The 25703-nt window shown below is 60.5% G+C and carries 28 protein-coding genes and 1 pseudogene; 8 read left to right on the forward strand and 21 right to left on the reverse strand.

What is annotated here, in order from left to right; genetic code table 11:
- Position 1 precedes the first annotated feature (1 nt).
- The 7 genes from ACQ7C1_RS21930 to ACQ7C1_RS21960 are packed head-to-tail and all read right to left on the reverse strand — an operon-like array spanning position 2 to position 5141.
- A complete protein-coding gene (locus ACQ7C1_RS21930; RefSeq protein ID WP_183705062.1) occupies positions 2-235 on the reverse strand; it encodes an EexN family lipoprotein in 234 nt (77 codons plus the stop codon).
- Positions 232-933, reverse strand: a complete 702-nt coding sequence (virB5, locus tag ACQ7C1_RS21935; protein ID WP_430959765.1) for a P-type DNA transfer protein VirB5 — start codon at positions 931-933, stop codon at positions 232-234. The genes ACQ7C1_RS21930 and virB5 overlap by 4 nt, the downstream gene beginning before the upstream one ends.
- Entirely contained in the window at positions 930-3296 is a 2367-nt protein-coding gene (locus ACQ7C1_RS21940; protein ID WP_430959766.1) for a VirB4 family type IV secretion/conjugal transfer ATPase, read from the reverse strand. Before ACQ7C1_RS21940 ends, virB5 begins: the two co-directional genes overlap by 4 nt.
- The gene (locus ACQ7C1_RS21945) at positions 3289-3627 is read right to left on the reverse strand and encodes a type IV secretion system protein VirB3 (RefSeq protein ID WP_430959767.1); all 339 of its coding nucleotides are present in this window, start codon (positions 3625-3627) and stop codon (positions 3289-3291) included. Before ACQ7C1_RS21945 ends, ACQ7C1_RS21940 begins: the two co-directional genes overlap by 8 nt.
- A 5-nt stretch (positions 3628-3632) precedes the next feature.
- A complete protein-coding gene (locus ACQ7C1_RS21950) occupies positions 3633-3932 on the reverse strand; it encodes a TrbC/VirB2 family protein (protein ID WP_183705055.1) in 300 nt (99 codons plus the stop codon).
- Positions 3929-4600 carry a lytic transglycosylase domain-containing protein gene (locus ACQ7C1_RS21955; protein WP_430959768.1) on the reverse strand — a complete coding sequence of 224 codons (672 nt, stop codon included), beginning with the start codon at positions 4598-4600 and terminating at the stop codon, positions 3929-3931. The genes ACQ7C1_RS21950 and ACQ7C1_RS21955 overlap by 4 nt, the downstream gene beginning before the upstream one ends.
- A 1-nt stretch (position 4601) precedes the next feature.
- A complete protein-coding gene (locus tag ACQ7C1_RS21960; protein ID WP_430959769.1) occupies positions 4602-5141 on the reverse strand; it encodes a hypothetical protein in 540 nt (179 codons plus the stop codon).
- Between the two features lie 101 nt (positions 5142-5242).
- On the opposite strand from ACQ7C1_RS21960, the gene ACQ7C1_RS21965 reads away from it, so the two are divergent.
- Positions 5243-5608: a MarR family transcriptional regulator gene (locus ACQ7C1_RS21965; protein ID WP_221157553.1), complete on the forward strand. Its 366-nt coding sequence runs from the start codon at positions 5243-5245 to the stop codon at positions 5606-5608.
- A gap of 409 nt (positions 5609-6017) precedes the next feature.
- Here ACQ7C1_RS21965 and ACQ7C1_RS21970 read toward each other — a convergent pair whose 3' ends face one another.
- The 3 genes and pseudogenes from ACQ7C1_RS21970 to ACQ7C1_RS21980 all read right to left on the reverse strand — a co-directional run.
- The gene (locus tag ACQ7C1_RS21970; protein WP_430959770.1) at positions 6018-7205 is read right to left on the reverse strand and encodes a DUF932 domain-containing protein; all 1188 of its coding nucleotides are present in this window, start codon (positions 7203-7205) and stop codon (positions 6018-6020) included.
- A gap of 118 nt (positions 7206-7323) precedes the next feature.
- Positions 7324-9486 (reverse strand): ParB/RepB/Spo0J family partition protein, encoded by a 2163-nt coding sequence (locus tag ACQ7C1_RS21975; RefSeq protein WP_430959771.1) that lies wholly within the window; start codon positions 9484-9486, stop codon positions 7324-7326.
- Between the two features lie 404 nt (positions 9487-9890).
- Positions 9891-10118 (reverse strand): annotated as a pseudogene (locus ACQ7C1_RS21980) (Gfo/Idh/MocA family protein); the annotation flags it as partial.
- 1 nt (position 10119) lies between these two features.
- Between ACQ7C1_RS21980 and soxR the strand changes: the two are divergent.
- Positions 10120-10545, forward strand: coding sequence for a redox-sensitive transcriptional activator SoxR (gene soxR, locus ACQ7C1_RS21985; protein WP_221155278.1), 426 nt, complete (start codon positions 10120-10122; stop codon positions 10543-10545).
- A 157-nt stretch (positions 10546-10702) separates the two neighbouring features.
- On the opposite strand, the gene ACQ7C1_RS21990 is transcribed toward soxR, so the two are convergent.
- From ACQ7C1_RS21990 to ACQ7C1_RS22030, 9 genes are all read right to left on the reverse strand, one after another.
- Positions 10703-11086, reverse strand: coding sequence for a DUF3307 domain-containing protein (locus ACQ7C1_RS21990; RefSeq protein ID WP_246590423.1), 384 nt, complete (start codon positions 11084-11086; stop codon positions 10703-10705).
- 12 nt (positions 11087-11098) lie between these two features.
- Positions 11099-12961: an adenylate/guanylate cyclase domain-containing protein gene (locus ACQ7C1_RS21995; RefSeq protein WP_097601253.1), complete on the reverse strand. Its 1863-nt coding sequence runs from the start codon at positions 12959-12961 to the stop codon at positions 11099-11101.
- A complete protein-coding gene (locus ACQ7C1_RS22000) occupies positions 12951-14270 on the reverse strand; it encodes an NAD(P)/FAD-dependent oxidoreductase (protein WP_430959772.1) in 1320 nt (439 codons plus the stop codon). Before ACQ7C1_RS22000 ends, ACQ7C1_RS21995 begins: the two co-directional genes overlap by 11 nt.
- A 3-nt stretch (positions 14271-14273) precedes the next feature.
- Entirely contained in the window at positions 14274-14747 is a 474-nt protein-coding gene (locus ACQ7C1_RS22005) for a DoxX family protein (RefSeq protein WP_097601291.1), read from the reverse strand.
- A 14-nt stretch (positions 14748-14761) separates the two neighbouring features.
- Complete coding sequence (locus tag ACQ7C1_RS22010) at positions 14762-15544, reverse strand: HvfC/BufC family peptide modification chaperone (RefSeq protein ID WP_430959773.1); 783 nt, start codon at positions 15542-15544, stop codon at positions 14762-14764.
- On the reverse strand, positions 15534-16559 hold the full coding sequence (gene bufB / locus ACQ7C1_RS22015) for an MNIO family bufferin maturase (protein ID WP_430959774.1): 1026 nt from the start codon (positions 16557-16559) through the stop codon (positions 15534-15536). Before bufB ends, ACQ7C1_RS22010 begins: the two co-directional genes overlap by 11 nt.
- A gap of 32 nt (positions 16560-16591) precedes the next feature.
- Positions 16592-16861, reverse strand: a complete 270-nt coding sequence (locus tag ACQ7C1_RS22020) for a BufA1 family periplasmic bufferin-type metallophore (RefSeq protein WP_430959775.1) — start codon at positions 16859-16861, stop codon at positions 16592-16594.
- A gap of 223 nt (positions 16862-17084) precedes the next feature.
- Positions 17085-18158 (reverse strand): patatin-like phospholipase family protein, encoded by a 1074-nt coding sequence (locus tag ACQ7C1_RS22025; RefSeq protein WP_430959776.1) that lies wholly within the window; start codon positions 18156-18158, stop codon positions 17085-17087.
- A gap of 30 nt (positions 18159-18188) precedes the next feature.
- Complete coding sequence (locus ACQ7C1_RS22030; RefSeq protein ID WP_221128370.1) at positions 18189-19019, reverse strand: 3-hydroxybutyrate dehydrogenase; 831 nt, start codon at positions 19017-19019, stop codon at positions 18189-18191.
- A gap of 181 nt (positions 19020-19200) precedes the next feature.
- On the opposite strand from ACQ7C1_RS22030, the gene ACQ7C1_RS22035 reads away from it, so the two are divergent.
- The 4 genes from ACQ7C1_RS22035 to ACQ7C1_RS22050 all read left to right on the forward strand — a co-directional run bounded on the left by ACQ7C1_RS22035 (position 19201) and on the right by ACQ7C1_RS22050 (position 22659).
- Positions 19201-20097 carry a LysR family transcriptional regulator gene (locus ACQ7C1_RS22035; protein WP_430959777.1) on the forward strand — a complete coding sequence of 299 codons (897 nt, stop codon included), beginning with the start codon at positions 19201-19203 and terminating at the stop codon, positions 20095-20097.
- A 193-nt stretch (positions 20098-20290) separates the two neighbouring features.
- On the forward strand, positions 20291-20791 hold the full coding sequence (locus ACQ7C1_RS22040; protein ID WP_430959778.1) for a cupin domain-containing protein: 501 nt from the start codon (positions 20291-20293) through the stop codon (positions 20789-20791).
- 88 nt (positions 20792-20879) lie between these two features.
- Complete coding sequence (locus ACQ7C1_RS22045) at positions 20880-22085, forward strand: MFS transporter (protein ID WP_430959779.1); 1206 nt, start codon at positions 20880-20882, stop codon at positions 22083-22085.
- Between the two features lie 94 nt (positions 22086-22179).
- Positions 22180-22659: a DUF302 domain-containing protein gene (locus ACQ7C1_RS22050; RefSeq protein WP_183705088.1), complete on the forward strand. Its 480-nt coding sequence runs from the start codon at positions 22180-22182 to the stop codon at positions 22657-22659.
- A 304-nt stretch (positions 22660-22963) separates the two neighbouring features.
- Here ACQ7C1_RS22050 and ACQ7C1_RS22055 read toward each other — a convergent pair whose 3' ends face one another.
- Together ACQ7C1_RS22055 and ACQ7C1_RS22060 are read right to left on the reverse strand one after the other, a co-directional pair.
- Positions 22964-23647: a peroxiredoxin-like family protein gene (locus tag ACQ7C1_RS22055; protein WP_430959780.1), complete on the reverse strand. Its 684-nt coding sequence runs from the start codon at positions 23645-23647 to the stop codon at positions 22964-22966.
- A gap of 149 nt (positions 23648-23796) precedes the next feature.
- Entirely contained in the window at positions 23797-23988 is a 192-nt protein-coding gene (locus ACQ7C1_RS22060) for a hypothetical protein (protein ID WP_430959839.1), read from the reverse strand.
- A 213-nt stretch (positions 23989-24201) separates the two neighbouring features.
- Here ACQ7C1_RS22060 and ACQ7C1_RS22065 point away from each other — a divergent pair, with 213 nt between their 5' ends.
- On the forward strand, positions 24202-24390 hold the full coding sequence (locus ACQ7C1_RS22065) for a hypothetical protein (RefSeq protein WP_097601245.1): 189 nt from the start codon (positions 24202-24204) through the stop codon (positions 24388-24390).
- Between the two features lie 145 nt (positions 24391-24535).
- Positions 24536-25675 (forward strand): ROK family transcriptional regulator, encoded by a 1140-nt coding sequence (locus ACQ7C1_RS22070; RefSeq protein WP_430959781.1) that lies wholly within the window; start codon positions 24536-24538, stop codon positions 25673-25675.
- Positions 25676-25703: the final 28 nt, after the last annotated feature.

Below are 25703 nucleotides of genomic sequence, written 5' to 3' on the forward strand. Positions count from 1 at the left end.
CTTAGCCTCCGAGCGACTGGCGCATCCGCTCGAGCCGCAGCTTGCCATCGGCCGCCTCGGCGTTGCGGCAATTGGGGGTATCGCTGAGCTCGCCCGGATTGTTGCGGCATTGAACGATGATCCTTGCGAGCAGAGCATCATCGGCAACCAGTTCATCAACGGTATAAACCGCTTCCGTCTGTGCAGAGCAGGCCGACAGGAAAAGGACGGCCATGGTGGGAAGAAACCATTTCATTTGAGCGCCGCTCCCATAGTGTCCATGCGTTTGCGCCAGTCTTCGGCTTTTCGCTGTTCATCGACCTGTACCTGCGCCTGCTGGATCATCTGCAGTGCCTGCATGCGAAGGACGTCGCTCTGCAGGAAGGCTGTTTCGGCCTGGAGGCGGGCCTGCAGGTCGGCGACATCCTTGGCGTCAGCTGCACCGGAGATCTTCTGGCGCAGCTCGTCGATGCCTTCGATGCGTTTGGTGGCGGCATCATAGATCTGCTGACCGAGGCTCATCTGCCCCGCATTCTGGTTTTGCATGCGCGACAACTCCTGCGCATAGAAATCATTGGCATCAGTGCGATAGGTGGAATTGTCCTGGAGGAATTTTGAGGCGGAGCTGCCGAAGACGCCGCTGCCGGTTCCTTTGAAGAGGCCCTCGATCGCATTAAAATCCTGTGGGAGCGCCTTGCGGATCGATGGTTCGTTCAGAAGGCTTGCGATGTCAGCCATGTTGGTAATCTTGTTCAGCGATCCGTACAGCTGCTGGGCCTGCTGGAGCTGCTGGTTCAAGGTATCGAGCTGGGACTTGAGCTGCGAGATGCTCTCGATCTGCTTGGCGATCGAAGTCTGGTCGATGACGGGAATGCCCTGTGCAGACGCCAGCATTGCCGACGCGAAAAAGACGGCAGATGCAAACAAGGGCCCTATAGTTCCGTTACGGATCATGCTGTCCTCCTCCTGTGGTGAAACACGGAAAGCCAATCCTCCCGCCCGTCGCCAAGTTGCGATCGGATGGCATCGGCAAGTTCCACGTTGGCCGTCCTGCCCGAGAGAATGGCGAGCTCGTCGTCGAAGCCATTGAGGTTCAACTCGGCGACGACGCTGTTGTGCCCCTGCTTGACGATGAACCGGCGGCTCTCGACGGAGAGCTCGCGTGAGACGAGCTCGAACTCGCGTTCGGTCAGCTTGAAACCATCGACATAGTCGATGCGGTCGCCGCGCGGGTTGGCCAGGAAAATCTGCGTCGGGCACTGTTCGATGATCGTATGGGCAATCGGCGAGGCGATGGCGTCGCGCGGGCTCTGGGTCGCAAACAGCATCAGCCCGTTCTGTTTGCGGATGGTCTTGAGCTTGTTTTGCGCGAGATCCCGAAAGCCCTCGTCCTGAAGCGCCTTCCAGAATTCGTCGATGACGATGATGATGCGGCGCCCATCGATCAGCTGCTCGATGCGATAGAACAGGTAGGCCATCAACGGCGTGCGGATTTCCTCGTTGTCCAGGAAATCGGTCATGTCGTAGCCGATGAACTTGGCGCCGATGCCGATATCGTCGGCCTCGTTGTCGAAGACCCAGCCGAGCGGTCCTCCCCTCTCCCATCTCCTCAGTCGAGAGGCAATTCCTTCGGGATCGGTGTTGTTGAGAAACGTGCGCAGGGCACCGATGGAGCGACGCTCGATCGGCAGGTCCGCCACCCCGTCGACCGCCGAAGCGATGTCGCGCAAGTCGGTTATTGATAGGTCGCCAGATGCTGATCCGACCAACTTGGCGATCCAGCCGTTGAGGAATAGCTTGTATTCTGGAGTGAGGTCCAGCTCCTTCAACGGAGCGCAACCGGTGGTGATACCATTTCTCAGCGGCATATAATTGCCGCCTGCTGCGCGCACGAAGAGGTCGGCGCCTCGGTCCTTGTCGAAGAGAACCATATGGGGATCATGCTTTTCGAGCTGCGACAACATGAAGTTCAGGAGCACGGTCTTGCCAGCGCCAGATGGGCCGCAGACAAAGGTGTTGCCGAGATCGCTGTGGTGGAAGTTGAAATAGAAGGGTGAGCCCGATGCGGTCTTGAGCATGGCGACCGCCGGTCCCCATTCGTTGCCGTCCTTCCGACCGGCAGGGTAGGAATGATAGGGAGCAAGAGCGGCAAAGTTGCGAGAGGTGATCGCCCCCGAGCGCGCCCGATAGCGGAAGTTCCCGGGCAGCTGCGCCCACCAGGCAGCCTCGAGCCCCAGGTCCTCGCGAGCGACGACGGCGCCGCCGCCGGTAAGACAGGCGCGAGCTTTCGCCATGTGGTCGCTCAGCTCCTTGACCGAAGGGGCGAAGACCGCCAACGCAAGGTGATGTTCTCCCAGAACGAAGCGGTTGGATTCGAGCTCGTCCAGCGCCTCCCCTAGCTCTTCGATCTGGGTTGCTGCCTTGTCGCCGGCACTGACCATCTGGTTCTGCTTGCGGCCCATGATCGTGCGGGCGTCAGCTTTCGAGGTGAACGCGAAGGACTGCGTCAGAATGAGTTCGAAGGGGGCGGTCAGGATGCCGTCGAGCATGCCGCTACGGGTGGTCGCCGGATATTCCTTGAAGCCGAAGATACCGGCATAGCGGCTTTCACCCTCGTGACGGATCTCGACTGTCTCGCGCCCGAAGATGACCCGATCGGAATAAATCGCCGAAGAAATCCTTCCTTCCGTCAGCGGAACTGGTTCACGCCGCCCTCCGACGATCTGATGGAGAACTTCGCTCGGTTCAGAGAACAGGATGCCGCCCTGCTCTTGCAGGGTGAGGAGACGTGGCTCGAAGCGCTGCAATCCGGCCAGCACATCCGCCACCCGGTCGCGCAGATGCTTCAGGGCATCTTCATCAAGTTCGATACGGGAGCGGCGCGCCTTGCGCAGCCGGGAGAGAAGATTGGCTGCCCTTTCGGCAGCGTCCCGGCCCGGATGCCAGACGAGGGCAAGATAAAGGTCGTTTCGGAAAAGGTCTTCACCGATCATCCGATCGCGATATTTGGCATTGAGGCCTTCGCAGAAGGGGTTGGCGAAACGTCCCTCGGGATAGGTGTTGTCGCGACGGCGAATGACATGCGTCCAGAGCGCCAGCCGTTCGTCGGCGATATTGCGGTAAAGCGTATTCAGGCTGCGGTGCAGGCCGTTAAGATCGCGGATATCGGCGGTCTCGAAGGAAACTCCTTCCAGCGCGATCATGGTCATCAGCGCTCTGGAATCAAGCGCGATCGTCGCCTCGTCGACATGCCTGACATAGGGGATGAAGGTCTCCGCGCCGAGTTCTCGAGACCGGAGCGTCGCAATACTAGGCAAAGCTGAAATCCCTTTCGTCGTAACGGCGGGTGAGCGGCAAGGGGGAGAGGCTCGCGCCGCCCCAATAGGCGCTATTGCGCGAGCGGCCCCGGGTCTCGATCCACGCGATCAGGATCCGGAACATATGATGATCGTGCTTGACCAGTGCGCGAAACAGGACATGAAAGGCGACGCCGACCAGCGCATAGGCGATCGATCCTGCGGTGATGTAAAGAATGGTCGTCAGCATGATGTTGACGCCCATAGCCTCCATGGTCACGCCGGCGATCATTGCCGGGCGGGTGCATGCCAGAAACAACGTATCGTCTTCGAGGTGCAGGGCGTTCGCCACGGCGTTCAGCTCCCGACGATGGTGTTGACCAGTTCGGTCGCCCCGAAAATTCCGCCTATGCCTATGATCCAGAAGCCTGCGCGCCTCAGATCCATGTATCCGAACATCCACGCAATGCAGATGATGATGACGGCGATGACCGCCAGCAGACGGGCGATATTGCCTGTCAGCATGTCGACGATGTTCTGCAGCACGGTTTCGATACCGGCGGCCTGGGCGAAGGCCGGCTCGACCATGAAGGCGACGATCGCCGCCGCCATGAGGGTGGATGTGGCAAGGGGGCGAAGACGGGGTTTCGAGATCATTCGCTTTGCTCCAATCTATCGTTCTGGAAAACGAGAGCCGACGACCGCCGCCGGGAGTTATAAACATCCCATGGCTCGGCTTCAGCGGCCTGGGTGGGGTGTGAGGCTTGTTTGAGAGGCGCTTGTCTCGGCTGATCCTGCGGCGATGGGGCTGACGGGAGCTGGTCGTCCGTTCCCGCAACGGAGAGCGAGGCCAGCAGAGGCGATAGCCGCCCGATTTCCTGACGCACCTGCTCGTCATACCGGACTATCGCGCCAACGGATGGATCGCCGCGACCGTAATAGGAGCGGAGCATGACTGTCTCGGCTCGCGCCGGATCGTCGCCCACGCGGAGAGCCTCACGGTAGTATCCGTCGAGAAGCGTCGCCGTGGCCTTGAGGCTCAGGCAAGGATCGAAGGCTTCCGCAAGGGACAGATCGAGTTTCTGAAGCGCCTCGATCCCGAGGCCGCCAAGACCGACCTGGATATCCTGGCGATCGGCCATCAGAGATGTGGCGTCCTCGATCGCCTCTTCCTTCGATGTGGGTTGGTCGGCAAGTGGCGGGCCGCTGTTGATGCGAATGGCGAGAGGCTGAAAACCGCTCTCAACGCTAACGACGGCTGCCAGCGTTTCGACCTCGACCATCGGCGCGCAGGCTTGCGCGATATCGATGAAGGCAGCGGCCATGTCAGTACCACACCCGCTGCGTCGTCGCGCCGTCGATGGTGACGTCGACATAGTGAGGCTGCGACCTCACATTCGGGCGCATGATCGGGTAACCCGTGCACCGGTAGCGCCCATCCTGACGCTGCCAATGTGGTGACAGTACCGAATTGTCGTGGGTGCCAAAGTTGTCAGCATCTTGCGAGCAGAGGGCATTGCTCACCGGTTGCGGTGACGTCGCCACGCAGGTCACTTGCCCCCCGCCGGAACCGTCTCCTCCCCTCAGCCTGTATCCGGCATCGCAATAATAGGGTTCATAACCAGGCCGCGAGCTGTGAAAACCGACGCCGCTGCAGGTCGGGAACGCATGACCTCTGGCAAGCTCCCGCCACAATTTTTGGATCGGCGGTCGGCATTCACCAAATTGCGTCGGCCCTCCTGGATTCGAAAGGCACAGGATAACCTGGCATCCCCAATCTTCAGCTTGCGCTTTACTGCCGGAAATAAGATAGGATGGCGTCATGCAGCAGATCGCAAGCAATGATTTCAGCAGAAGGCTTTTCATGGGCAGACCCCTTCGACACGACGATGTTCCATCGCATTCGGGAGAGCTTGCACAGCTGCCTTCCCGAGTTCTTACTAACTTATATAACACAGTTAAATGACATGACAAGCGCACTTAAAAAGCAATGGCAGAACCTTGCCTTCTCCGGACTTATTCTCCATGAGATCCTCGATCATCCGCTGGAAGACGAGACGCCGCAGGCGCGACTGAAACAGGTCGGCATGATGACGATCCTCTACACGATGAGCCAGGCGCATCAGAAGCTAACCCTTTCGAACATCATCGAAATTACCGAGCTGACGCGAACTGGCGTCAAGGAAACCGTCGACCTTCTGGTCAAGCGTGGAATGCTGAGCGAGACGATGGTGAAGAATTCCATGGGCAGGGGAACGGCCCGGCAATTCGAGATCTCGCAGGATCTTTTGAACAAACTGAGCTCGTTCCGCGTCGGCCAGAAATCGGATTAAACTGACTTTCTTTCGCAGGTAAAGGGATGCAACGGCGAATCATTCGTCGCCTGATCGTGCTGCTGACCCGGAGAGAAAGGGTGGTCGGGCAACCCGCCCCCGGGCGGGTTCCAGACAGACAATTGAAGAGTATCGGAGAAATCAGCATAGCGCCGCCGAAGGCGGGATTTCGGGAATTCTCGCCACGCTAAGGGCGGAACAAGGGCAGCCGCAGGAGCCTCAGCATAGCGGCCGGCAGGGAGGCGGAACCGACTGCCCCCGCCCGTGCGTTCCTTTTTCCCGAGAATATTCGCCGCACCTTGTCATCATTATCGCACGGGAGCCTGGAAGGGGCGATGCGGTTGGCGGAAAAAACAATGCCGTCGAGCGGGCTCGGACCGATCGACGTCATTACCTTATGAGGGCGCGCTCAGACCGCGCTTTCGAGTAGCCTCCTCGCCTTGCCCTCCAGCTCCAGACGGACGTCCTGATGGTTCTTGTCACGTGCCAGGGCGGTGATTCCCTGAACGAAGTCGAAGACCGATTCCGGCGGGCGGCCTTCTTCGGACAGAACAGTCTCGATGATCTTGCCCGTTTCACTTTTCGAGAAACCTCGCCGGCGCAGGAATGATTGTCTGTCATCATCGTCGCGGGCGACGATCCGCTCGCGCGCGGCCTGGATGCCTGCGACGAAAGCTGCAGGTGAGGAATTGGCAAAGCTTGCCAGCGCCGGTCCCGCTTCATGGACGAAACGCTCAGCAGCGAATTTGCTGTGCCGGATGCTGATCTCCTGGAAGTTTTCCGTGCCCCAGATGTTGCGGTTGGCGCAGACGGCGCGCAGGTAGAAGGAGGCGATGCCGAGCGTTTTCGACCCCACCTCGGAGTTCCAGGCATAGAAGCCGCGAAAGAAGAGATCCGGTTCACCATTGGGCAGGCGCCCTGCCTCGATCGGATGAGTATCATCGACCAGGAACAGGAAGACATCGCGGTCGGATGCGTAGAGCGTGGTCGTATCCTTGGAGATATCGACGAAGGGGTTGTGTGTCATGCTCGCCCAATCAAGCAGGCCCGGCACTTTCCAGATCGTGTCGCCGGTCCCGTTGCCGGCGATTTTCATTACGGCAGACACGAGCTCGTGGTCCCAGATCCTGCCGTAGTCGGGGCCGGTCACCGCCCGCAGCTCGGCGCGGCCGTCGTCCATCTCCAGCGTCTTGACGAGCTCGGCACGATGGCCGAGCAGGCCATGCTGCAGATTGATCGCGGCAAGCGGCGCGGGAAGCTGGCGCATATAGGTGGCCGGCGCCCCGACCAGTGTGCAAAGCTGACCGTAACTCCAATGCGTTGGCGCAACCGGCCGCTGATTGCCGGGCACGATCAGTTCGAGCCGCTCGGGATTGTCGCGACTGGCCGTGAGGCGGATCGACGAACTTTCAACCGTGCGGGCGTGGGCGCGCTCCGCACGGGACCTGACGGCCCCGTAGAGTTCGCCAAGAGAAAGATAGCGCTCATCATCAGGTCGGGAGAACCATTCGGACGAGACGCGGCCATTGCGCTCACCGCGCGAGATGTCGACCCTGAAGCCAGATGCCGGTTGCGAGGCGGAGGTGATGGAGTCCATGACATTTGCTCCTTGAAACGAAAGTGGTCCAGCCTCCTGTTGGAGCCGGACCATGCGCGTGGATCGGAATCGAAGGCCCGGCATACCCGCCGGACCATATCGGTCGGATGGTTAAAGCCTACTCGGCAGCATCTAGATGCTTCTGCTCCTGCCGAAAGGCGTCATCCGGCTCTGCCGTCGCTTGCTCGGCGTTCACCTCGTCACTGAGAAAGGCCGGAAGATCTGAAGCCGCGGCTTCGATCAGAACATCATCGGCAGCGCGGTGGGCGATCTCACCGACTGCTGTTCCGGAGCTGTCTGCCGATGCGTCTTCAATCGCCATTTTCAGCGGCTCGGGTAGCCAGCCGCTGCCGTCGAGCAGGCGCTCGGCTTCGCGCGCCATATCGGCTTTCTTCAGATGATCGATCAGGTGAGCGGCTTGTTCGCCCTTCGCCTCCCGCACGGCCTGCAGGATCTGCGCCTTGGTGACCCTTCCAAGATAGGCGTCGACTGTCGGCATCCAGCCGGCACCGGCCATGTCGAAGCCGATTGCACGGGCAAGCTGGTCGGCATGAGCGATCGCGCGGGTGCGTTTGTTCCATGGTTCGATTACGGCATTCAGCGAGAGGGATGCGCAATGGGCAAACAATGCCAGCCGGCTGACCTCATCGAGCCCGATCAGAAAGTCCCAGAGATCCTCGGGTAGCTTCGGAAGGTCCTGGCCCCATGCTTCCTGCCGCTGGTCGATCTCCCTCGCCCAGACGGTGCCGGAGAGCCCTTCCGTCTGGCCGAAGGTGGCGCTTTGCAGCGTCAGTTCCAGGCACGTGCCCGACCCATAATGGTAGAAGCTCTTCAGGACGAAGGCGTGCAGCACGGCGATGAATGCGACAGCCGGATTGTTGGCGAGCGCATTGCGCAGCGCCACCGTGCGCGTCGCCGTCAGATCAACAAGCAGACGATCGGATATCGGGCGGATGGCACCGTCCTCCTCGTCTGCCTCATCACCGGCAGCGGCCCGACCGTCGAGCGTTGCCCCACCGGTGGACGATGATCCACTCACCTCGTAGCCGTCATCGCTCCCGGACATCACTGCCTCGGTCTCCACCGTCTCCGGCTGCGGTTCGTCTTCCGGCCGGACAAAGCCGCGCTCGATCTTCAGTTCGCCGCCGGCGCCAAGAGAGATGAACACGCCCCCACGGGCGACATCCTGAGGATCGAAGACATACGGCCGGTCGTTGATCCTGTCGAGCTCGTTCCCGAGTTCCTCCAAGCGATGTTCGGTCTGCTCGCACGTTTCCTCGGCCTCCGCATAGGCTGCATCCAGATTGTCGTATTCGGCCTTTAGCGTGCCGTATCGAGCAGCCTCTTCGTCGGTCATTTCGGCCTGGTGCCCATAGAAGCGACGCAGCCCGGCTGTATGCCCGTAGGGAAAGTCGAAGGCCGCTTCGACCCACTTCCAGCCTTCCGTAGCCTTTATTGCTTCTGCGTCTGCCGCCAGTTTCTCGAGCGCCAATTGCTCGAGCAGCGACGGATCCTGAAGCCACCCGCCGTTGTCCTGCTCGAACAGGTCACGCATCACGACACCGCCGGCGGCTTCATAAGCATCGATGCCAACATAGACGGTCCTGCGATCGCTCGCGCGGATCGTCGTTTCGGTCAGGAGCCTGCGGATGTAATAGGGTTCACGAACCTGCTGGCGCGAGACCGTGTCCCAGACCTGCTCCTGGCGGACGTGGTCGTTGCTGATGGAAAAAGCCATGATCTGTTCAAGTTTCATCTCCTCATTGGCGTAGAGTTCGAGCAGTCGCGGCGAGACCGAAGCCAGGCGCAGGCGCTGCCGGACGAAGGCGGCCGAGACAAAGAAGCGCGCTGCGATTTCCTCTTCGCCAACCCCCTGCCCGCACAAGGCCTGGAACGCGCGGTATTGGTCGAGGGGATGAAGTTCGACGCGCTGGACATTTTCCGCGAGAGAATCCTCGGTTTCGAGGCTATCGCCGCTGCTGACGATGCAGGGAATACCGGCTGTCTTTGCCAGCCGTTTGCGGGAGACCAGCAGCTCAAGCGCACGATAACGCCGGCCACCGGCGGGGATGCGATAAAAGCCGGTCTCCTTGCCGTCGCCGTCGACTTCAGCACGCACATTCAGGCTGGTCAGCAGTCCGCGACGTGCTATGTCCTCCGCGAGATCTTCGATCGAGACTCCTGCCTTGATCCGACGGACGTTCTGCTCGCTCAGGATCAGTTTATTGAAAGGGATGTCGCGTCCAACGTTCAATGTGATTTTCTCAATGGCCTGTGCCATTTCGCTTCTCCGTGACGAGCCGGGCGGAGCTCTCTCCTGCCTTCCAAACCCGTCTCAGAATCCCCCTCCCTCCTCTCCCTCTTGCGTATACTCGCCTGGAATGATCGCAGGAGACCCCGATTGCTCGGCGTTTTTTGAAGTCGCAAGTTCTTCTGGTGGATTTGTTGGCGAGACCTACGTCTGGCGCGGCCGAAGTGTTGGCAAGTTTCGGTACATCCAGTCTGAATTGATCGACGATGTTGCGCCAGTTCTGACTTCCGGCTTTGCAATGGATTTCGCCGATGCGGCCGGCAAGCTTCAGCGGCGGCGGCGTGGCGCTCGGTGCCGCCCTCCTGCCTTTCCTCAACACGCTCCTGCTGCCGCTGGCTTCGGCCTAAGCCGAAGTACAGCGCGATTCGGCTGCCTCAATCGATCGCCTCGTCGGCGTGGCTGAGATCGGAGGCGATTGCCTTGTCGAGCACCTTCTGGATGTTGGTGGCACGCCGGAAGGACGGCTCCTGGGTCTTGCCCGCACGCACGGCCTGGACAAAACGCTGGTAGTTCGTTTCCACCGGATCGAAGGGCAGGTCACGCCAGGTCGCAGTATGCACGTCTTCGCCAAGGCAGGCGCGCAGCGTCGATTTGCCGGTTCCGATGCTGACCATCACCGAGGTGTCGCGACGCAGCGGCGTTGCCTCGTCAGCTCTGCGCTTCTATGAGGAGCGTGGGTTGATCGCATCGGAGCGCGCTGGCTCGGGACACCGACGCTACCACCGGTCCGCATTGCGGCGGATCGCTTTCATCGTCTTTGCACAGCGGATCGGGCTGACGCTTGAGGAGATCGGCGCCGAGCTCGCTAAGCTGCCGGCCGATCGCGTACCGTCACGTAGGGATTGGTCGCGGCTGTCGAGCGCGTGGGCAAAGCGTATCGACCAGCGCATAGCCGAGTTACAGCGCCTACGGTCCGGTCTTGGCGAATGCATCGGTTGCGGCTGCCTGTCGATCGACCGATGTCGCTTGGCGAACCCTGCCGACGTGGCAGGGCGCAAAGGGCCGGGAGCGAGGTATTGGCTGGGGTGAATGAGCCTCCAACGGTATGCCGAACGATCTTACGATCTTGCCGGTTATTCAATGTGTCATGTCCCGACTTCACCTCCACACTGTAGATTGACTTATGGCGGAACGCTACCCGCATAACCTGATCTCAACAGCCGAGACGACGATTCGAATGTCTGCTTCAAGAAATGAACACAGTATCCCAGGCCACGATCGCCAAGATTGCCGAATAGGTCAGGTGATGAGCGAGCTGGTCGGCACCGTGAAGTATCCAGAATGAACGAGTATTGACCGGGTGCGGCTGACGTTGACCGTGGATGGCCTTCAAGTGGTCGATGAGGAAATGGATCAGAAACTCGCCGGAGGCAATGGCGAAAATCCACATCGGATCCGTGATTGCAACCAAGAGGATTGGCGCGGTGGCGACGGCGTGGATGCCAGCGTGGACATAAGCGCCCGGCTTCTTGAAGTTCCCTTTGCCGGCAATCATCCATTCGGGCTGCAGGACATAGTCAGCCATGAAGTGCTTGGTTTGCAACCAAATCAGCGTTGTGAGCAGCAGCATCGTCATGCTCCTTCAGTCCGCCATAACCGCCGGATCGATCGTGTGCACTCGGACCGGCGCGATCCTTCCCCGTATGCCGACGCAGCCAAGCGGCCTTGTCTGAATAAGGTCTCGGGTCTTTCGAAGCGTTTCGTCGCTTAGCGCAATTTCCACGCCTTTGTCCTTGGCCACGCCAACGAGCCGGCTCGCGAGATTGACGACGTCGCCGATCGCCGTATAGCTGAGGCGTTCAGTCGAGCCGATATTGCCGACAAGGGCCACGCCGGTGTTGATGCCGATACGCACCCGAATCTCATCATGCTTGGGCGCAATCGGCGCCATGGCATGCATCGCATCGCGAATTGCCGCTGCGGCGCGGCACGCGCGCAATGCGTGATCCGGCACATTGCCGGGGGCATTCCAGATCGCCATCACCGCATCGCCGATGAATTTGTCGACTGTGCCGCCTTCGGCATGAATAGCGGCGATCGACAGGGTCAGAAACCGCGTCAGGCTCGGTTCAACGCCAGCGCCGAACTCTTCCGTGAGTTCCGTAAAGCCTGGCAAATCCGCAAACAACACCGTTATGTCCCTGAGTTCGCCGCCGGGACGAGGCTTAAGACCGCCATCGACAAGGGGACGAACGACCTCGACGGGCATGAAGCGCGCGAACGCGGCAAGGCCGCTCGACATGCGCTTCAGGGCGGAGGAGAAATGATCGAGTTCAGTCAACAGCGCCGGGCGATGTTCCACGGCGTCGAGTTCGAACCTCTCGATCATATGCAGCTGCTCGGCAAGGCGCGACAGTGGCCGAGCGAAGAGAATTCTGGCAAACAGGATCGCCGTCACAGCGGCCAGCACAGCAATGCCCCCGATGATGAAGATCAGTCGCTCGGTATTGGCGTCGATGTCACGGGCAAAAGTGGCCCGCGGTATGGCGGTGACCAGGCGCCAGTCTTCGAACGGCAACTTGCCAGATGACACGAAGATTGGGCCGAGCGCCTTGCTTGCCACCAGCGTCCGGGAACCGTCTGGCTTTTCGGAGCTGGCAGCCATGGCGACTGCCGCGGCCAGAGCGTCGGAGGCGGCAAAATCCTTGAGATGAGCAGCGACCATACCGTCTGACGGCTCGGATGTCGCCAGTACCGCGTTATCCCGCGCTAGCACAAAAGCCTTGCTGCCTTCCGGCATCTTGAGCCCTCCAAGGATGGCCGACAACCGATGCAGGCTGACCGCCACCATCACCACACCTTCGAAATGGCCGAACACCTCGACTTTCTTCGAGACGACGATCGCCGGTTCGAAGCCGTTCGGAAGGATATTGACGAGACTCCAGGCCGGTTCTGCACTGGTCCGGCCAAGTCTGTACCATGGCGAGCCCTCCGGAACGTAGACACTCTCGGCCTTCAGCCGATTTTCGAAAAAAATATCGCCAGGGATTGGCTTGTAGAGATCGCGGCGTAGCGGACGCGGCTTGCTCAGGGGTGCCCAACCGATCTCCACCATTTCGATCTCGCCATCCGGCAGCGCGTGCGCCCCAAAGAAGCGCCCGTCCGGGAAGCCGAAACCGATCCAGGCAATCGCCGGCTGTTCACGCAGCAACGACAGGAAAAGGAATTCACGCTTCACCTCGTCGTCCGGCCTGATCGCTCCCTGGAAAAAGACCGATCTGACGATCTCCGCGCTGCTCGAAACCAGCGCCAGATTAGAAGAAAGCTCGTTGCGGACCGCAGCGGTGCTCTGAGCATCGAGGCTCGCAACAACCGTTTCAATGTTCCGGCTTGCGGTACGATACCAGACCAGGTGCACGAGCGCCGCCGTCGACAACACTGCAAGCAGCAGCAGTGCAGTGACCGCACGCCCCATCTTTATGCGTGGGAATGTTCTAGCGTTCATGGCGGTCGGTAATCAGACGGGCGGCGCGGTCATAGCGGACATAAGCCAGCGCCCAGTCCGCAAACACCACGATGCGATTGCGGAAGCCCACGAGAAACCAGAGATGGGCGATGTTCCAAACCAGCCAGGCGGAAAATCCTGAAAGACAGATGCGGCGAAAGTCGGCGACCGCCGCATTGCGTCCGATGGTTGCCAGATTTCCGAAATCGCGATAGCCGAAGAGACCAGCGGTCCGACCATCGAGACCGGCGAGAATGGCGCGAGCCGCGTATTCGCCCATCTGCTTGGCGGCCGGTGCCACTCCGGGAACCGTTCTACCGTTCTTGTCCGTGACCGCCGCGGTGTCGCCGATCACGAAGATCTCGTCATTGCCCGGCGGGTTGAGGTTCCGGTCGACATGAACGCGGCCGGCGCGATCAGCGGGCACGCCAAGCCATTTGGCCGCCCTGGAGGCCATGACACCGGCCGCCCACAGCACGCAGGATGATCGGATTTGCCGGCCGCCGGCAAGCGCTACTCCTTCAGAGTCGCAGCGCGTTACCGCTTCCCCGAGGGACACCTCGACGCCGAGCATCTCCAGGTGTCGCCGGGCTTCTCCCGACAATTTCGCCGGCATGGTCGGCAGAACGATATTGCCGGCTTCGACCAGCACCACGCGAGCTGAGGACGGATCAATGCGCCTGAAGTCACGGACGATGACCTTTCTTGCCAGCTCGGCGATTGCTCCAGCCAGTTCAACGCCTGTCGGGCCGCCGCCAACAACGACGAAGGTGAGAAACCGCCGCCGCTCGGCTTCGTCCTCGGCTGCCTCGGCACGTTCGAAGGCCGACAGGATCCGGGCACGGATTTCAGTCGCATCGGCGATTGTTTTCAACCCGGGCGCGGTCTCCGCCCATTCATCCTTTCCGAAATATGCGTGCCTTGCACCGGTGGCGACGACCAGATAGTCGTAGGCGATGCGACTATTTGTGGTCTGAACGAACCGATTTTCCTTATCGATCTCCTCGACACGCTCCATCAGCACAGTGACGTTGGATTGCCGAGAGAGAATGCGGCGGATCGGCATGGCGATCTGGGCTGGCGAAAGCGCGGCCGTCGCGACCTGATAAAGCAGCGGCTGAAAAAGATGATAGTTGCGCCGATCGACGACCGTCACATCCACGTCCGCGTGCCGAAGCCCCTTGGCGGCGGCAAGGCCGCCGAAACCGGCTCCGAGGATGACGACCCTCGGGCGGTGACCCGCCGCCTGATGTGCCCCTGGGCTCACGAGCGGCGAGCCGCCACCTGTCTCTTCGACAACTGCGCGCATGGCTCAGCGCCCCCTCGGAAACAGGCGCGCTGCCAGATAATCGAGCGAAACGGCGCCTGCCCCGCGCGTCAGGATCAACAGCAACGGCGCCGTCCAGAGCAAATGGTCCGGCCAGTTCTGCGGGTAGACGAGGAGCTGGATCGTCGAGATAACGCAAAGCAGCATAATGGCGGCGGGGCGAGAGAACAGGCCTAGAAAAATCAAGATCGAGCCAGTCACTTCGGCCGTCGTCGCAAGCACGGCTGCCACGCCGGGATCGATGACGGGCAGCTGGTATTCAAGGGTGAACAGCTGAATTGTCACCGGCCAGGAGGCAAGCTTGCTCTGCGACGACTGCCAGAAGACGTGGGCGACCGCCAGACGGGAAACAAGTTGGGCGAGCGACAGGGGCAGGCTGTTGAAGCTCTCGAGAGCGGCGACATAAAGTCCAATAATACCGCCTCTGTGTCGCGTCGAAGAAGGGGACATCATAGTCATGATTTCCATCCTGTTTACTTAGTTGCGGGCTTGATGTGGCGAATGCGAGCGACGAGGCCAAAGGCGAAAAGACTGCCAAAGGCACCCTCAAGATCGAAGCCGGGAGTTTGGGCAAGCACGCGGCTGACCGCAGCCTCCAGGCTGGCGCGTCCTTTCAGGGCATGAAGGAAGGCGAAATGGCTGGTATCGAGGCGCAGAAATCGCAGGCTATCTTGGCCGCGCCAGAGCGCGATCCGCTCCGGTCGGCGGCTCAGACTCGCCAATGCTTCGATGTTTCCGCCGGCTTGATGCGCCTCCCATATGTCCAGCGCGGGCCAACGGCAAACCAGCAGGCGTAGCGAGGGCTGAAGAAATATCTGGGGAGCGGTGTCGGCTTCACCGTCCGCCAGCTGCTCCAAGCGACAGCCCTGCAGCGCCGGCGCATCCAGCGCCTCGGCAATCATCCATTCCAACCGCGCCGTTTCGGCAATGAAGGGCATGGCGCGGATGCCATCGAAGTCGGCCAGGAAGCGAGGGAAACTCGTGCCATAGCGAACAAGCTGCGCTTCCTGCGGCGGATTATTCCGGATGAAGGCGCCGGCGACATGACGAAAGTAGTTCTCGCCCAGAAGCTGGACCGTGATCGGAAAAACCGCGATCAAGGTCGCTGTCAGCGAGGCGAAGGTGTTGTTGCGGTAAATGTTGAACCGACGCAGCGGGTCGAAAGCACCTTTCGCCAGCACCGGCGCAAGATCGCGGCCATCTTCACCGAGGATGGCTTGGGCGACCCGCGATTGCAGCGCGCAATTAGAGAGCATGGCCAACCCTCCTTGCGCCCGAATGATTGGCGAAGACCGACGGCTTAATCGTCGCAAGCGCGGCGAGCGCCGGCATCGGGCCCGTCCGTTTGTCGGGCCGCAATGGCAGGATCATCCCCTCGAACCGGGTCGACTGTGGTGTCGGCCTTTCAGCCAGCATGCGGTCTTCGAAGGCGATCGACTGTGCCAGCATGTCGGCCCACATGGCTTCACCGAGGAGCACGTCGAGAGCGGGCACATCCGTATCCCATTCGATGAGCGTCGGACGCGGGCCGATCTTGCGGATCGCATGAGCATAGAGCGACCAGACAGCCGGCGGAACGCGCGAACCGTGGTCGTCGATCAGTACGATATCGCCTTCGACCTCGTTGATCGCGTGCCCGGCAAGATGAATCTCGCCGATGGCGCACGCGGGAAGCTGGTCGATGAAGGCTTTTGAATCGAAGCCGAGATTGCAGGCCGAGACGTGAACATTATTGATATCGAGAAGCAGCCCGCAGCCGGTGAGGCGCACGAGCTCGACTAAGAATTCCGCCTCGGTCATTGTCGAGTCCTCGAAGGCGACATAAGCAGAGAGGTTTTCGATGTAGACGCGCCGCTGGAGCGTATCCTGCAGCCGCGAGACGTTGGCGGTCACGATGGCGAGGGCCTCTGCGTCATAACGCAGCGGCAGGAGATCGTTCAGATAGGCGCCGTCGGCGGCGCTCCAGGCGAGATGCTCGGAGACCAGGCCTGGCTGGAAACGCAGGCAGAGCTTGCGCATGCGCTCCAGATGGTCGCCGTCCAGACCGGAACTGCTCCCGAGTGAAAGACCGACGCCATGGACGGACAGGGGATAGCTTTCCCGCAGCCGCTCCAGCGCGTCGACGGCCGCCGAGCCGCCCATGTAGTTTTCCGCGTGAACTTCAAGCCATCCCGCCGAGGGGCGGCGAGACAGCATTTCGCCGATATGCTGGGAGCGAAGACCGATGCCCGCGGCGGTTGGCACCGGATTGCTGGGATATATCTTGGACATCGATTACTCCTTTGGTTGAAGTGGTGGAAAGGTCAGGCTTTGGGTTCGTTGCTTCCGCCGGTGATCTTGGTGCAGGTGCCGGCCGGCACGTAGATCCATGAATCCTTGGCGTTGTCGGCGGTGGCCGTGCCGGCGCAGGAGTGGCTGGCAGTCTGGCAGTCGTTCAGGCCGGCCTTGACGACGCCGAAGCACTTTTCGAACGAGAAATCAGGCTTGGCAGCCGGGCCGGCAAAGGCGCTGCCCGCAGCCACGGAGGCTGCGGCGGCAAGGGCCGAACTGATGAGAAGACGAGTGCTATTCATGAGAAATCTCCTGGGTTACGTGAGGTCAAACCGCCATCGGCTTGCCTGTCTTCACCTTCCCAGAAGTCAGTCGTCACCTGAAATGCTGTCTCTGCATGATTTCGATACGCTGTCTCTATGCGTCGACGGGCAATCTTGAAGACAAAAAAAGCCCCCGCCGGAGTGGTGGACGGGGGCTCAAGTTTCTGCGGGCGGGAGGCGGGACTGCTGGAATGGCTGAGGATCAGAGATAACGTTCGCGGACGTCCACGGTCGATTGTTTGCCGATATATTGGTAATTGGCCTGCAGCCAGAGATCGGCGCATTGGCGGCCGCGATCCCTCAGGTCCATGAGCGCCCCCCAGTCGGCGTTGAGCTTGCTCGCGACGCTGAGGTTTTTCATCGCTTCGTCGTCTGAGATACCGTGCACGAAAATGCGCTTGAGGTTGGAAGGCGGCGTCGCTGCCGTGTCGATCAGCTGTGTGACGAAGGCCACCGCACGCATTTCCCTCAGCAACGACGAATTGAAACTGATCTCATTGATGCGGTTGAGAATTTCTCCAGCCGTACGCGGCAGTTCCGTTCGTTCTATCGGATTTATGTGAACGACCAGTACATCGGGCGTGTCGCAGCCATAGATCAGCGGGAAGATTGCGGGATTGCCCATATAGCCGCCGTCCCAATAGGCTTCCTCTCCGATTTCCACGGCTTGGAACAGGAAGGGCAGGCAGGCAGACGCCATGATGGCATCGATCGAGAGCTCGTCGTTGCCGAACACCTTCACCTTGCCAGTCCGCACGTTGGTGGCACAGATGTTGAGCTTGACAGGGCAGCGTGCCATGCGGATTGCCTCCAAGTCGATCGACTGTTCCAGCACCTGGCGCAGCGGATTGAAATTGAAGGGGTTGAACTGGTACGGCGACATCAGCCGTGTCACCAGGTCGAACATGATGAACGCCGGCGAGAATTCCAGCGATTTCGAGCCTGTAATGCGGTCGAGCAAGGTTGGCTGCAAAGGTCCGGATGCAGCTGCGTGGCTGACACGGCGCCAGAAATTGGCCAGCGCCGTCTGTGCTCCGCTCCGCCCGCCCTCAGCCAGGCCATAGGCTGCGACCGCAGCATTCATGGCGCCGGCGCTGGTTGCCACAATGCCTTCGAATGACAGGCTCGGCTCGTCCAGCAACCGATCGAGTACTCCCCACGTAAAGGCGCCATGCGCCCCGCCGCCCTGCAGCGCAAGATTGATCGTCCGCGGCTCGCGCTCGGCAGGCGAAGAGTCGGGCTGCATTTTGAGCTTTGCACCCACATGTTTGTTCACGATCGCAACCTCCGTGCCTCAAATGATTGATCAGTGCGCAGTCCAACCGCCGTCGACAGGGATCGCCGTGCCGGTGATCGATCCGGCAAGATCGCTGCAGAGAAAGACGGCAAGCGCGCCCATTTCCTCAACCGTGGCAAAACGCCTCGTCGGCTGGTCCTTCAGGAAAACGTCGCGGATCACCGCGTCCCGCGGGATGTTGTGTGACTTCGCCTGATCATCGATCTGGTGCTCGACAAGCGGCGTCCAGACGTAACCGGGGCAGATCGCGTTGGACGTCACCCCGTATTCCGCGCCTTCGAGCGCGATCGTTTTGGTGAAGCCGACAACACCGTGTTTGGCCGCCACATAGGCGGATTTGAAGGGGGACGCGACCAATCCGTGGGCGGAGGCGACGTTCACGATCCGGCCATAGCGGTTGGCGCACATGCTGTCGAACGTCGCCTGAACGAGATGGAAGGCTGAGGAAAGATTGATAGCAAGTATGGCGTCCCACTTTTCAGGCGGAAACTTTCCGAGCGGCGAAACATGCTGGATACCGGCATTGTTGACGACGATGTCCACCTGCCCAAAACGGGCGACCGCCCTCTCGACCATCATGCGGATCGCTTCCGGCTTCGACATGTCAGCGGCGTCATAGGCAACATCGACATCGTTATCGGTGGCAATGCCGTCGCGCAGCATCTCAATCTCGGCAGGATCGCCGAAGCCGTTCAACATCACGGCGGCCCCTGCCCTTGCAAGCGCATGTGCAATGCCAAGGCCGATGCCGCTGGTCGAGCCAGTGACTATGGCGCTACGCCCTTCCAAGGGCCTGCGGCCGACGAGAGTATCAGTTACGGGATCAAAGGCGTTCAGCATATCCGCTCTCCACTACGATCGACGACGCCGTCTGGCGTCTTGCAATCACAATGGTCGACGGGACTTCGCTTTAGAAATGCCAGTCTGGTATGGAATTGATAAATCCATGGCATTGGAGGAGAATGCCGCCCGCGGAGAATATTGAGGGCATTGCAAATTGAATTCATGCCGAGGGGCGGCGATGGATATTCACCATATAAGGTATTTCCTGGCGGTGTGTGAAACGCGAAACTTCACGCGCGCGGCCGAAAAGTGCAATGTTACTCAGCCAGCTCTCAGTCGCGCCATCCAGCAGCTGGAGGATGAGGTGGGCGGACTGCTCTTCCGCCGGGAGCGCAATCTCACGCACATAACAGATCTCGGCAATCTTCTTCGCCCACGATTCCAGCAGATCCAGGACGAGTTGATGGGTGTGCGTACTGAGGCATCGCGATTTCTTTGTCTCAGCGAAGCGCATCTCAAGGTCGGCATCATGTGCACGATCGGACCGCGCCGGTTCACCGGTCTGCTCACAGAATTCAATATGCGCCACAAGGGAATCCAGCTGCAGCTGATCGAGGGCGTGCCCGCCCGATTGTCCGATCTGCTCGAGACTGGCGAAATCGATGTGGCGCTCATGTCGACGGCAACGAACTTTCCGGAACGCTTCGACGTGACCTCGCTCTTTCGCGAGAGGTTCATGCTCGCTTTCCCCGCCGGCCACCGCCTCGGCCAATATGACGCCATTCCGATCGCGGCGATCGACGGTGAGATCTACCTGCGGCGTGTCAACTGCGAATACTGGGATTACCTCACGGATCTCTGCGATGCACAAGGCGTGAAGACACTCGTTTCCTATTCCAGCGAGCGCGAGGACTGGATCCAGAACCTGGTCGCCGGTGGCCTTGGTATCTGTTTCATTCCCGAATACAGCGCCGTTATCCCAGGATTGCAGGTGCGACCTGTCGCGGACCCGGAAGTCTCGCGCGAGGTCTGCCTTGTGACGGTGGCGGGCCGACGCTTCTCCCCGGCGGTTTCAGTCTTTGTCGGCGCCGTGAAATCCTATGGCTGGGCGAAAGCGTCGGGCCGTTCGCATTAAAGGCAGTATCGTAACAACCACGGGAGCACAGCCTGGCAAGCTGCCGGGCATTCGGTGTTTCCCCTGCGGCTGACAATAGCTTGCGGCTATCGAAATCAAAAGCATCTGGCATTTCTCTTTCGATCGGCGCTGCGCCAGTCTTCGAACATGCTCGGCACCGTCCTCGCCGGGCTCCAACAAGGAGAAACCGCTGATGAAGCCCGTATTGAAAACCGACCGCATGTCCCTCGCCGCTCTCGCATTTGCTGCAGTGGTCCTGGGCGCCGGCCTGCCCGCCGCGTCCGCCATGGCGGGCGAATGCCCGGCTGATCAGGTCACTGAAGATGGCATGAAGCCTGGCCCGATGATGCCGAAGGGCGTCACCGACAGTGTCGTCAAATCAATCGATCTCTCGTCCAAGGGCGAGGCATGGAAGGGAAGCATGCTGCGCATGCGCAAGCTCGTCGTGCAGCCGGGAGGCATCGTTCCCTGGCATTCGCACGAGATGCGCCCGGCCAATATCCTGATCATCTCCGGCTCGATCACGGAATACAGCAGCACCTGCAAGGTGCCGATCCTGCACAAGAAGGGCGAGGTGACGGCCGAGTTTGGACATCTCTCCCATTGGTGGAAGAACAATGGCAAGGCTTCGGCCGTGCTCTATTCCTCCGACATACTGAGCCCGGAAATGCACACCGATGACGCGGCGATGTAACGGTTGCCCTTTGATCTGAAGCAGCCCCATCGCTCGCCGGCGTTTCCCTCGCACTGGCAGGGAAACGCCGCATCCCGGAGGAACAAGCATGACCGACATCGAACAGCCGCTCACGGCATCCGTTCAAGAGCGCCGGACCATTCACGCCGACAGTTGGCGCTTTGGACTGATCGCACTCATCGCCTTTTTGACCTTGGTCGACCTCTTTGCGGCGCAAGCCGTATTGCCTTCTCTGGTCGAGAGGTTTCAGGTCAGCCGCGCCACGATGGGTTTCGCCGTCAATGCCAGCACCCTCGGTATGGCGCTCGCCGGTCTGCTCGTCGCCTTCGTCGGCAGCGGCCTGGACCGGCGCAACGGCATCTGGATCAGCCTGGCGATCCTGTCCGTGCCAACGACGCTTCTGGCATTTACCGACAACATCATCGTCTTTGCCGCGCTGCGAGTACTTCAGGGGCTTTGCATGTCGACGGCCTTCACGCTGACGGCCGCCTATCTGTCGGAGCATTTCTCCGCCGGAAAGGCCTCCACGGCCCTAGCCGCCTATGTCACCGGCAATGTTGCCAGCAACCTCTTCGGCCGCATGCTGTCCGCTGCCGTCGCAGGCATTGGCGGCCTCTCGATAAATTTTCTGGTGTTTGCCGCCCTCAACCTCCTCGGCGCCGCCCTGGTTTGGTTCACGCTCAAAAGGACGACCAGCATGATGCGGAGCGATGATCGCGGGAACCTCACCATGCGCATCTGGGGCGGACATCTTGCCGATCCGGAGCTGCGACGCGTCTTCGCTATCGGCTTCCTCATCCTCTTCGTGTTCATCGGCACCTACACGTATGTCAACTTTCGGATTGTCACGCTCGGGGTACGCCCGATGGCGCTCGGCCTTGTCTATCTCGTCTTCCTTCCGTCGATCTTCACCACGCCTTTCGCCGGCAGGCTCGCAAGCGCTGTGGGGCCGGCAACCGGAATCGTGCTGACGCTTGCGATTGCCATCGTCGGACTCGTCGCGCTTCTCAGTGCGTATTTGCCGGTCATCCTGATCGGTTTGACACTGGTGGCGGTCGGCACCTTCCTCGCACAGGCAATGGCAACCGGCGTCGTCGGTCAACATGCCAGGAGCGACAAGGCTGGAGCGAGCGGCATCTACCTCGCATCCTACTATACCGGAGGCATGGCCGGCAGTGTGGTTCTCGGTCAGGTCTACGATCACGTCGGCTGGAACGCATCCATCTACGTGCTTATCGCAGCTCTGGCGGTAGCAATGCTGCTCGCGGGTTCGCTAAGCGCCCCGCACCGATAGATCCCAACTTTCCGTGGTAGCCGGAATAGCGCCCCTTCCATGCGGAAGCCGGCGACGAGTTTGAACGCAGACACAACCGAAAGGAGTAAATGACATGCAAAGAATGATCAGACTATTGTTCATGGCCGCGCTTTCATTGGCAGGAATTCTGTCGGCATCAGCCACTATCGTCCAGGCAGGTGCCCGGGACGGTGTCGTTGTTCTGAAGAGTCGCTATTCGGTCGACGAGACTGTCACAAAGATCAAAGGCAGCGTCGCAGAGAAGGGCATAATGCTGTTCGATGATATCGATCAAGCAAGGCTCGGCAACGCGGCTGGCAACAAGGTCCGTCCATCGCGGCTGATCCTGTTCGGCAATCCGGCGCTCGGAACGACGTTCATCACCGCCAATCCAGTGGCCGGGCTCGATTGGCCCGTCAGAGTTCTCGTTTACGAAGCGAAGGATGGAACGGTCCGTGTCGCCTACACGGATTTTAACTGGATCGCGCGACGCCATGGCATCACCAGCCGCGAGAAGGAGTTCAAGATGGCGTCCGAGGTCATCAAAGCGGTGACGGATCCGGTCCATCAATGAGGTCACGGCGATGCGGTGATAAATGGGGAGGGAGCGACTTCCTCCTCATTGCGGATGTTGCAGAGAAGTTACCATCCGAGGCTGCCCTGACCTTGATGGTTGGTTGAGAACCTTCCAGGCGCGATGCTGACTTTGGTCCAGATTCTACTGGTTCTGATGACCGTTGCTCGCCACGGACTTCGCAGTGCCCACGGTCCGCTGGTGGCCCCAGACCTGCTGATCATCGTATACAACGGGAAGCTCTGCGCGTTCGCCGATTGGTATAAGGCTGCCAACCATCTCGTGGGACGAGTTGTTCAGCAGCTTACTGAAGTGCGACTTGGGACGCTGCTGACATCAATTCTTCGGGACTCGGCGCCCGGCATAGATTTTGGCCCCCCTCTTCGGCTTCTGTGAAACTCCAGCGCACAGTGCCGTCCCGATCGAGCAGGAACTCGCCGATAAGCGGCATGTGACCGGCGATGATAATCTGCTGGTCGGCCGCCGTCATTTCATACGGGTCCTTTTTCTCCAGAAAGTCGCCCGCCGCAGCCGGGTTCATCGGCACGGGCAACTCCCGCGGTAAATCGATCCGCATTGTCATGACCGCGTCCATTCCGAGCTTGCGCGGCCATTCGGTTTCATTCTCCGTGAGCTCGAGGATGGGTAAACCGAAGGCGCGATGCGAAGCCCCCTCCGGGTCAGATGCGCTGATAAGGTTGGGTAGCGGATGGTAACGGAAGTAGAGCCGCGCCCGTTCGACGGGCGTCTTGACGACGGCCAGACATTCGATGCCTTTCTCCTTCAGGGCAGGGTTGAGCTGCGCCATCGCCGAGACATGACGCCGACAGAACGGACAGTGTAGGCCTCGAAATAGACCGATCAGCAGCGGGCTACGGCCTCGAAAGTCATCGAGCGCGATCTTGCCTTCGCGCGAGATCGCATCGAGTACAACATTCGGTGCCCGGTCTCCCGGCTGCAGCGGGCGGTCGACACTATCCCTGGACATGAACAACCTCCTCCCGATCAATCAAAAAACCAGCACACCCAGCGCTTCGGGGGTCGAGCCCCTGCTGGGCGCAAACTCCCTTCGCCGGGGCAAAGTAGCGTTCGGCCTCTGCCATATTCCAGACGTCGAACTTGAGCTTTGCAGGCCCATCATAGCATGGAAATGACACCCGCGGGCGAACATTCAGGCTGGTCAGCAATCCGCAGCGCTATGTCCTCCGAGAGATTTTGGATCGGGCCGCCTGCCTTCATCCGACGCACGTTCTGATCGCCCAAGACAAGTTTATCGAAAGCGATATCACATCCAACACTGAGCGTGATCTTCTCAACGGCCCGTGCCATGTCGTTTCTCCTTGACGAGCCGGCCGGAGCTCTCTCGAGCCACCGAGCCCTTCGAAAAAACCCCTTCCCTCCCTTCTAAGGAGGCGACCATCAGCCGCAAGGATAACGCAATCTTGATCGACTGCGACAGTTTCCCGATCGCAGCATCGACCTATCTGCTTTGGCAACCACACTGAAGACGCTGCCTGTTGGCGGCGAAGGGAGGGTTGAGGGATGCTCCGGATGTGGAAATTGCCGGCAGCGATGGCAGCGCTCATCGCCGTTGCCATGTCGGCGTCGTCCTGCACGACGACCTCTACCGACCCGGCGCAGACCGGATCGGTTGGATACTCCAGCGCTGACTTCGCACTCAGGCCGGCTTGTCGCGACGGTTTCGGCAACGATCGTCCTTGCAGCTATTAACGTATAGAAGACGCAGCGAGGATGATCGGCACGCCGTTGCGGTTCTCGAAAGCCGGAGCTCTTAGTTACAACGACTGTTGGAAAATCGTTACGAACACCGATAAGCGTGATACACACCGTCGAAGTGCTCTCAAGAAAGACGGTCATGCGGTATCTTCGGTCGGGGCCGCGTCGGCTTCACACTCAAGAGTTGGGCGCTCCCCGTGCCAAAACGGTGGGCTTGAGATCGGGTGAGATCGCCGACCGGAATATCCGCGTCATCCTAGAAGCAATCCGCCGGCACGGGCCGCTGACGCGCACCGAGCTTGGGCGGCATAGCGGGCTGACCGGGCCTGGCATCACCAATATCTTGCGGCGGCTGGCCGACGAGAAGCTCGTGACATCGAACCGGCGCAAAGGGCTTGGCGGCGGGGCAACCGCCACGGAATTCGCGCTGCGGCCGGAGGGCGCGTTTTCGATCGGCGTCAAGCTTCGACGGACGCGCGGCGAGATCGTGCTGATCGATTTGAGCGGCCAAGTGCATGACCGGGTCTATTTCGACGTGGAGCCGGAAGACGGGGTTGGCGCGGTACATGCGGCGGTCCGGGACATGGCCGATCGGCATGCGACATTGCCGATCGTCGGGCTCGGGATCGCCGCCAACGATTGGAACGATGCCCGCAGCGAGCAGCTTGCCGCGATGTCGACGATCGCACGCACCTATGTCGAGAACGAATGCACGGCGGGCCTGCTTGCCGAACGCACGATCGGCAGCGCCATGCCGGAGGGCGGGCTCGCGATGATCATCATCGACGATGACGTTCAGGCGGGTTTCCTCATCCGAGGCATACCCTATTCCGGCGTGCATGGGCGGGCGGGCAGCATCGGCGAAATGCTGACCGGGCCCGACAATGTCCAGCTCAATACCGTCGTCGGTTTCGATTCCCTGCGCTCACGCATCGGAGACGAGGACTTCGCGCGCCTGCTCAGGGGCGAGGAGTTCTCCTCGTCGTCGCTGTCGCAATGGATACGCGAGGCCGCCGGCCATCTGCTCGACCCGATCATCGCCATGGCCGGCTTCATCGCCCCGAGCGTCGTGATGATCGGCGGCGACCTGCCGCAGGGCGTGATCGAGGCGCTGATCCATCAGCTTTCCGTCGAGCGGCGCGACACCTCGACCAGGCCGCTGCTGACGCCCTGGATTTCGCCGATGCGGCCGGCAAGCTTCAGCGGCGGCGGGGTGGCGCTCGGTGCAGCCCTCCTGCCCTTCCTCAACACGCTTCTGCTGCCGCCAGCTTCGGCCTAAGCCGACCGTGCAGCATAATTCGGCGGGC

Source organism: Rhizobium sp. Nf11,1 (genome assembly GCF_050587665.1).
Lineage (GTDB): Bacteria > Pseudomonadota > Alphaproteobacteria > Rhizobiales > Rhizobiaceae > Rhizobium.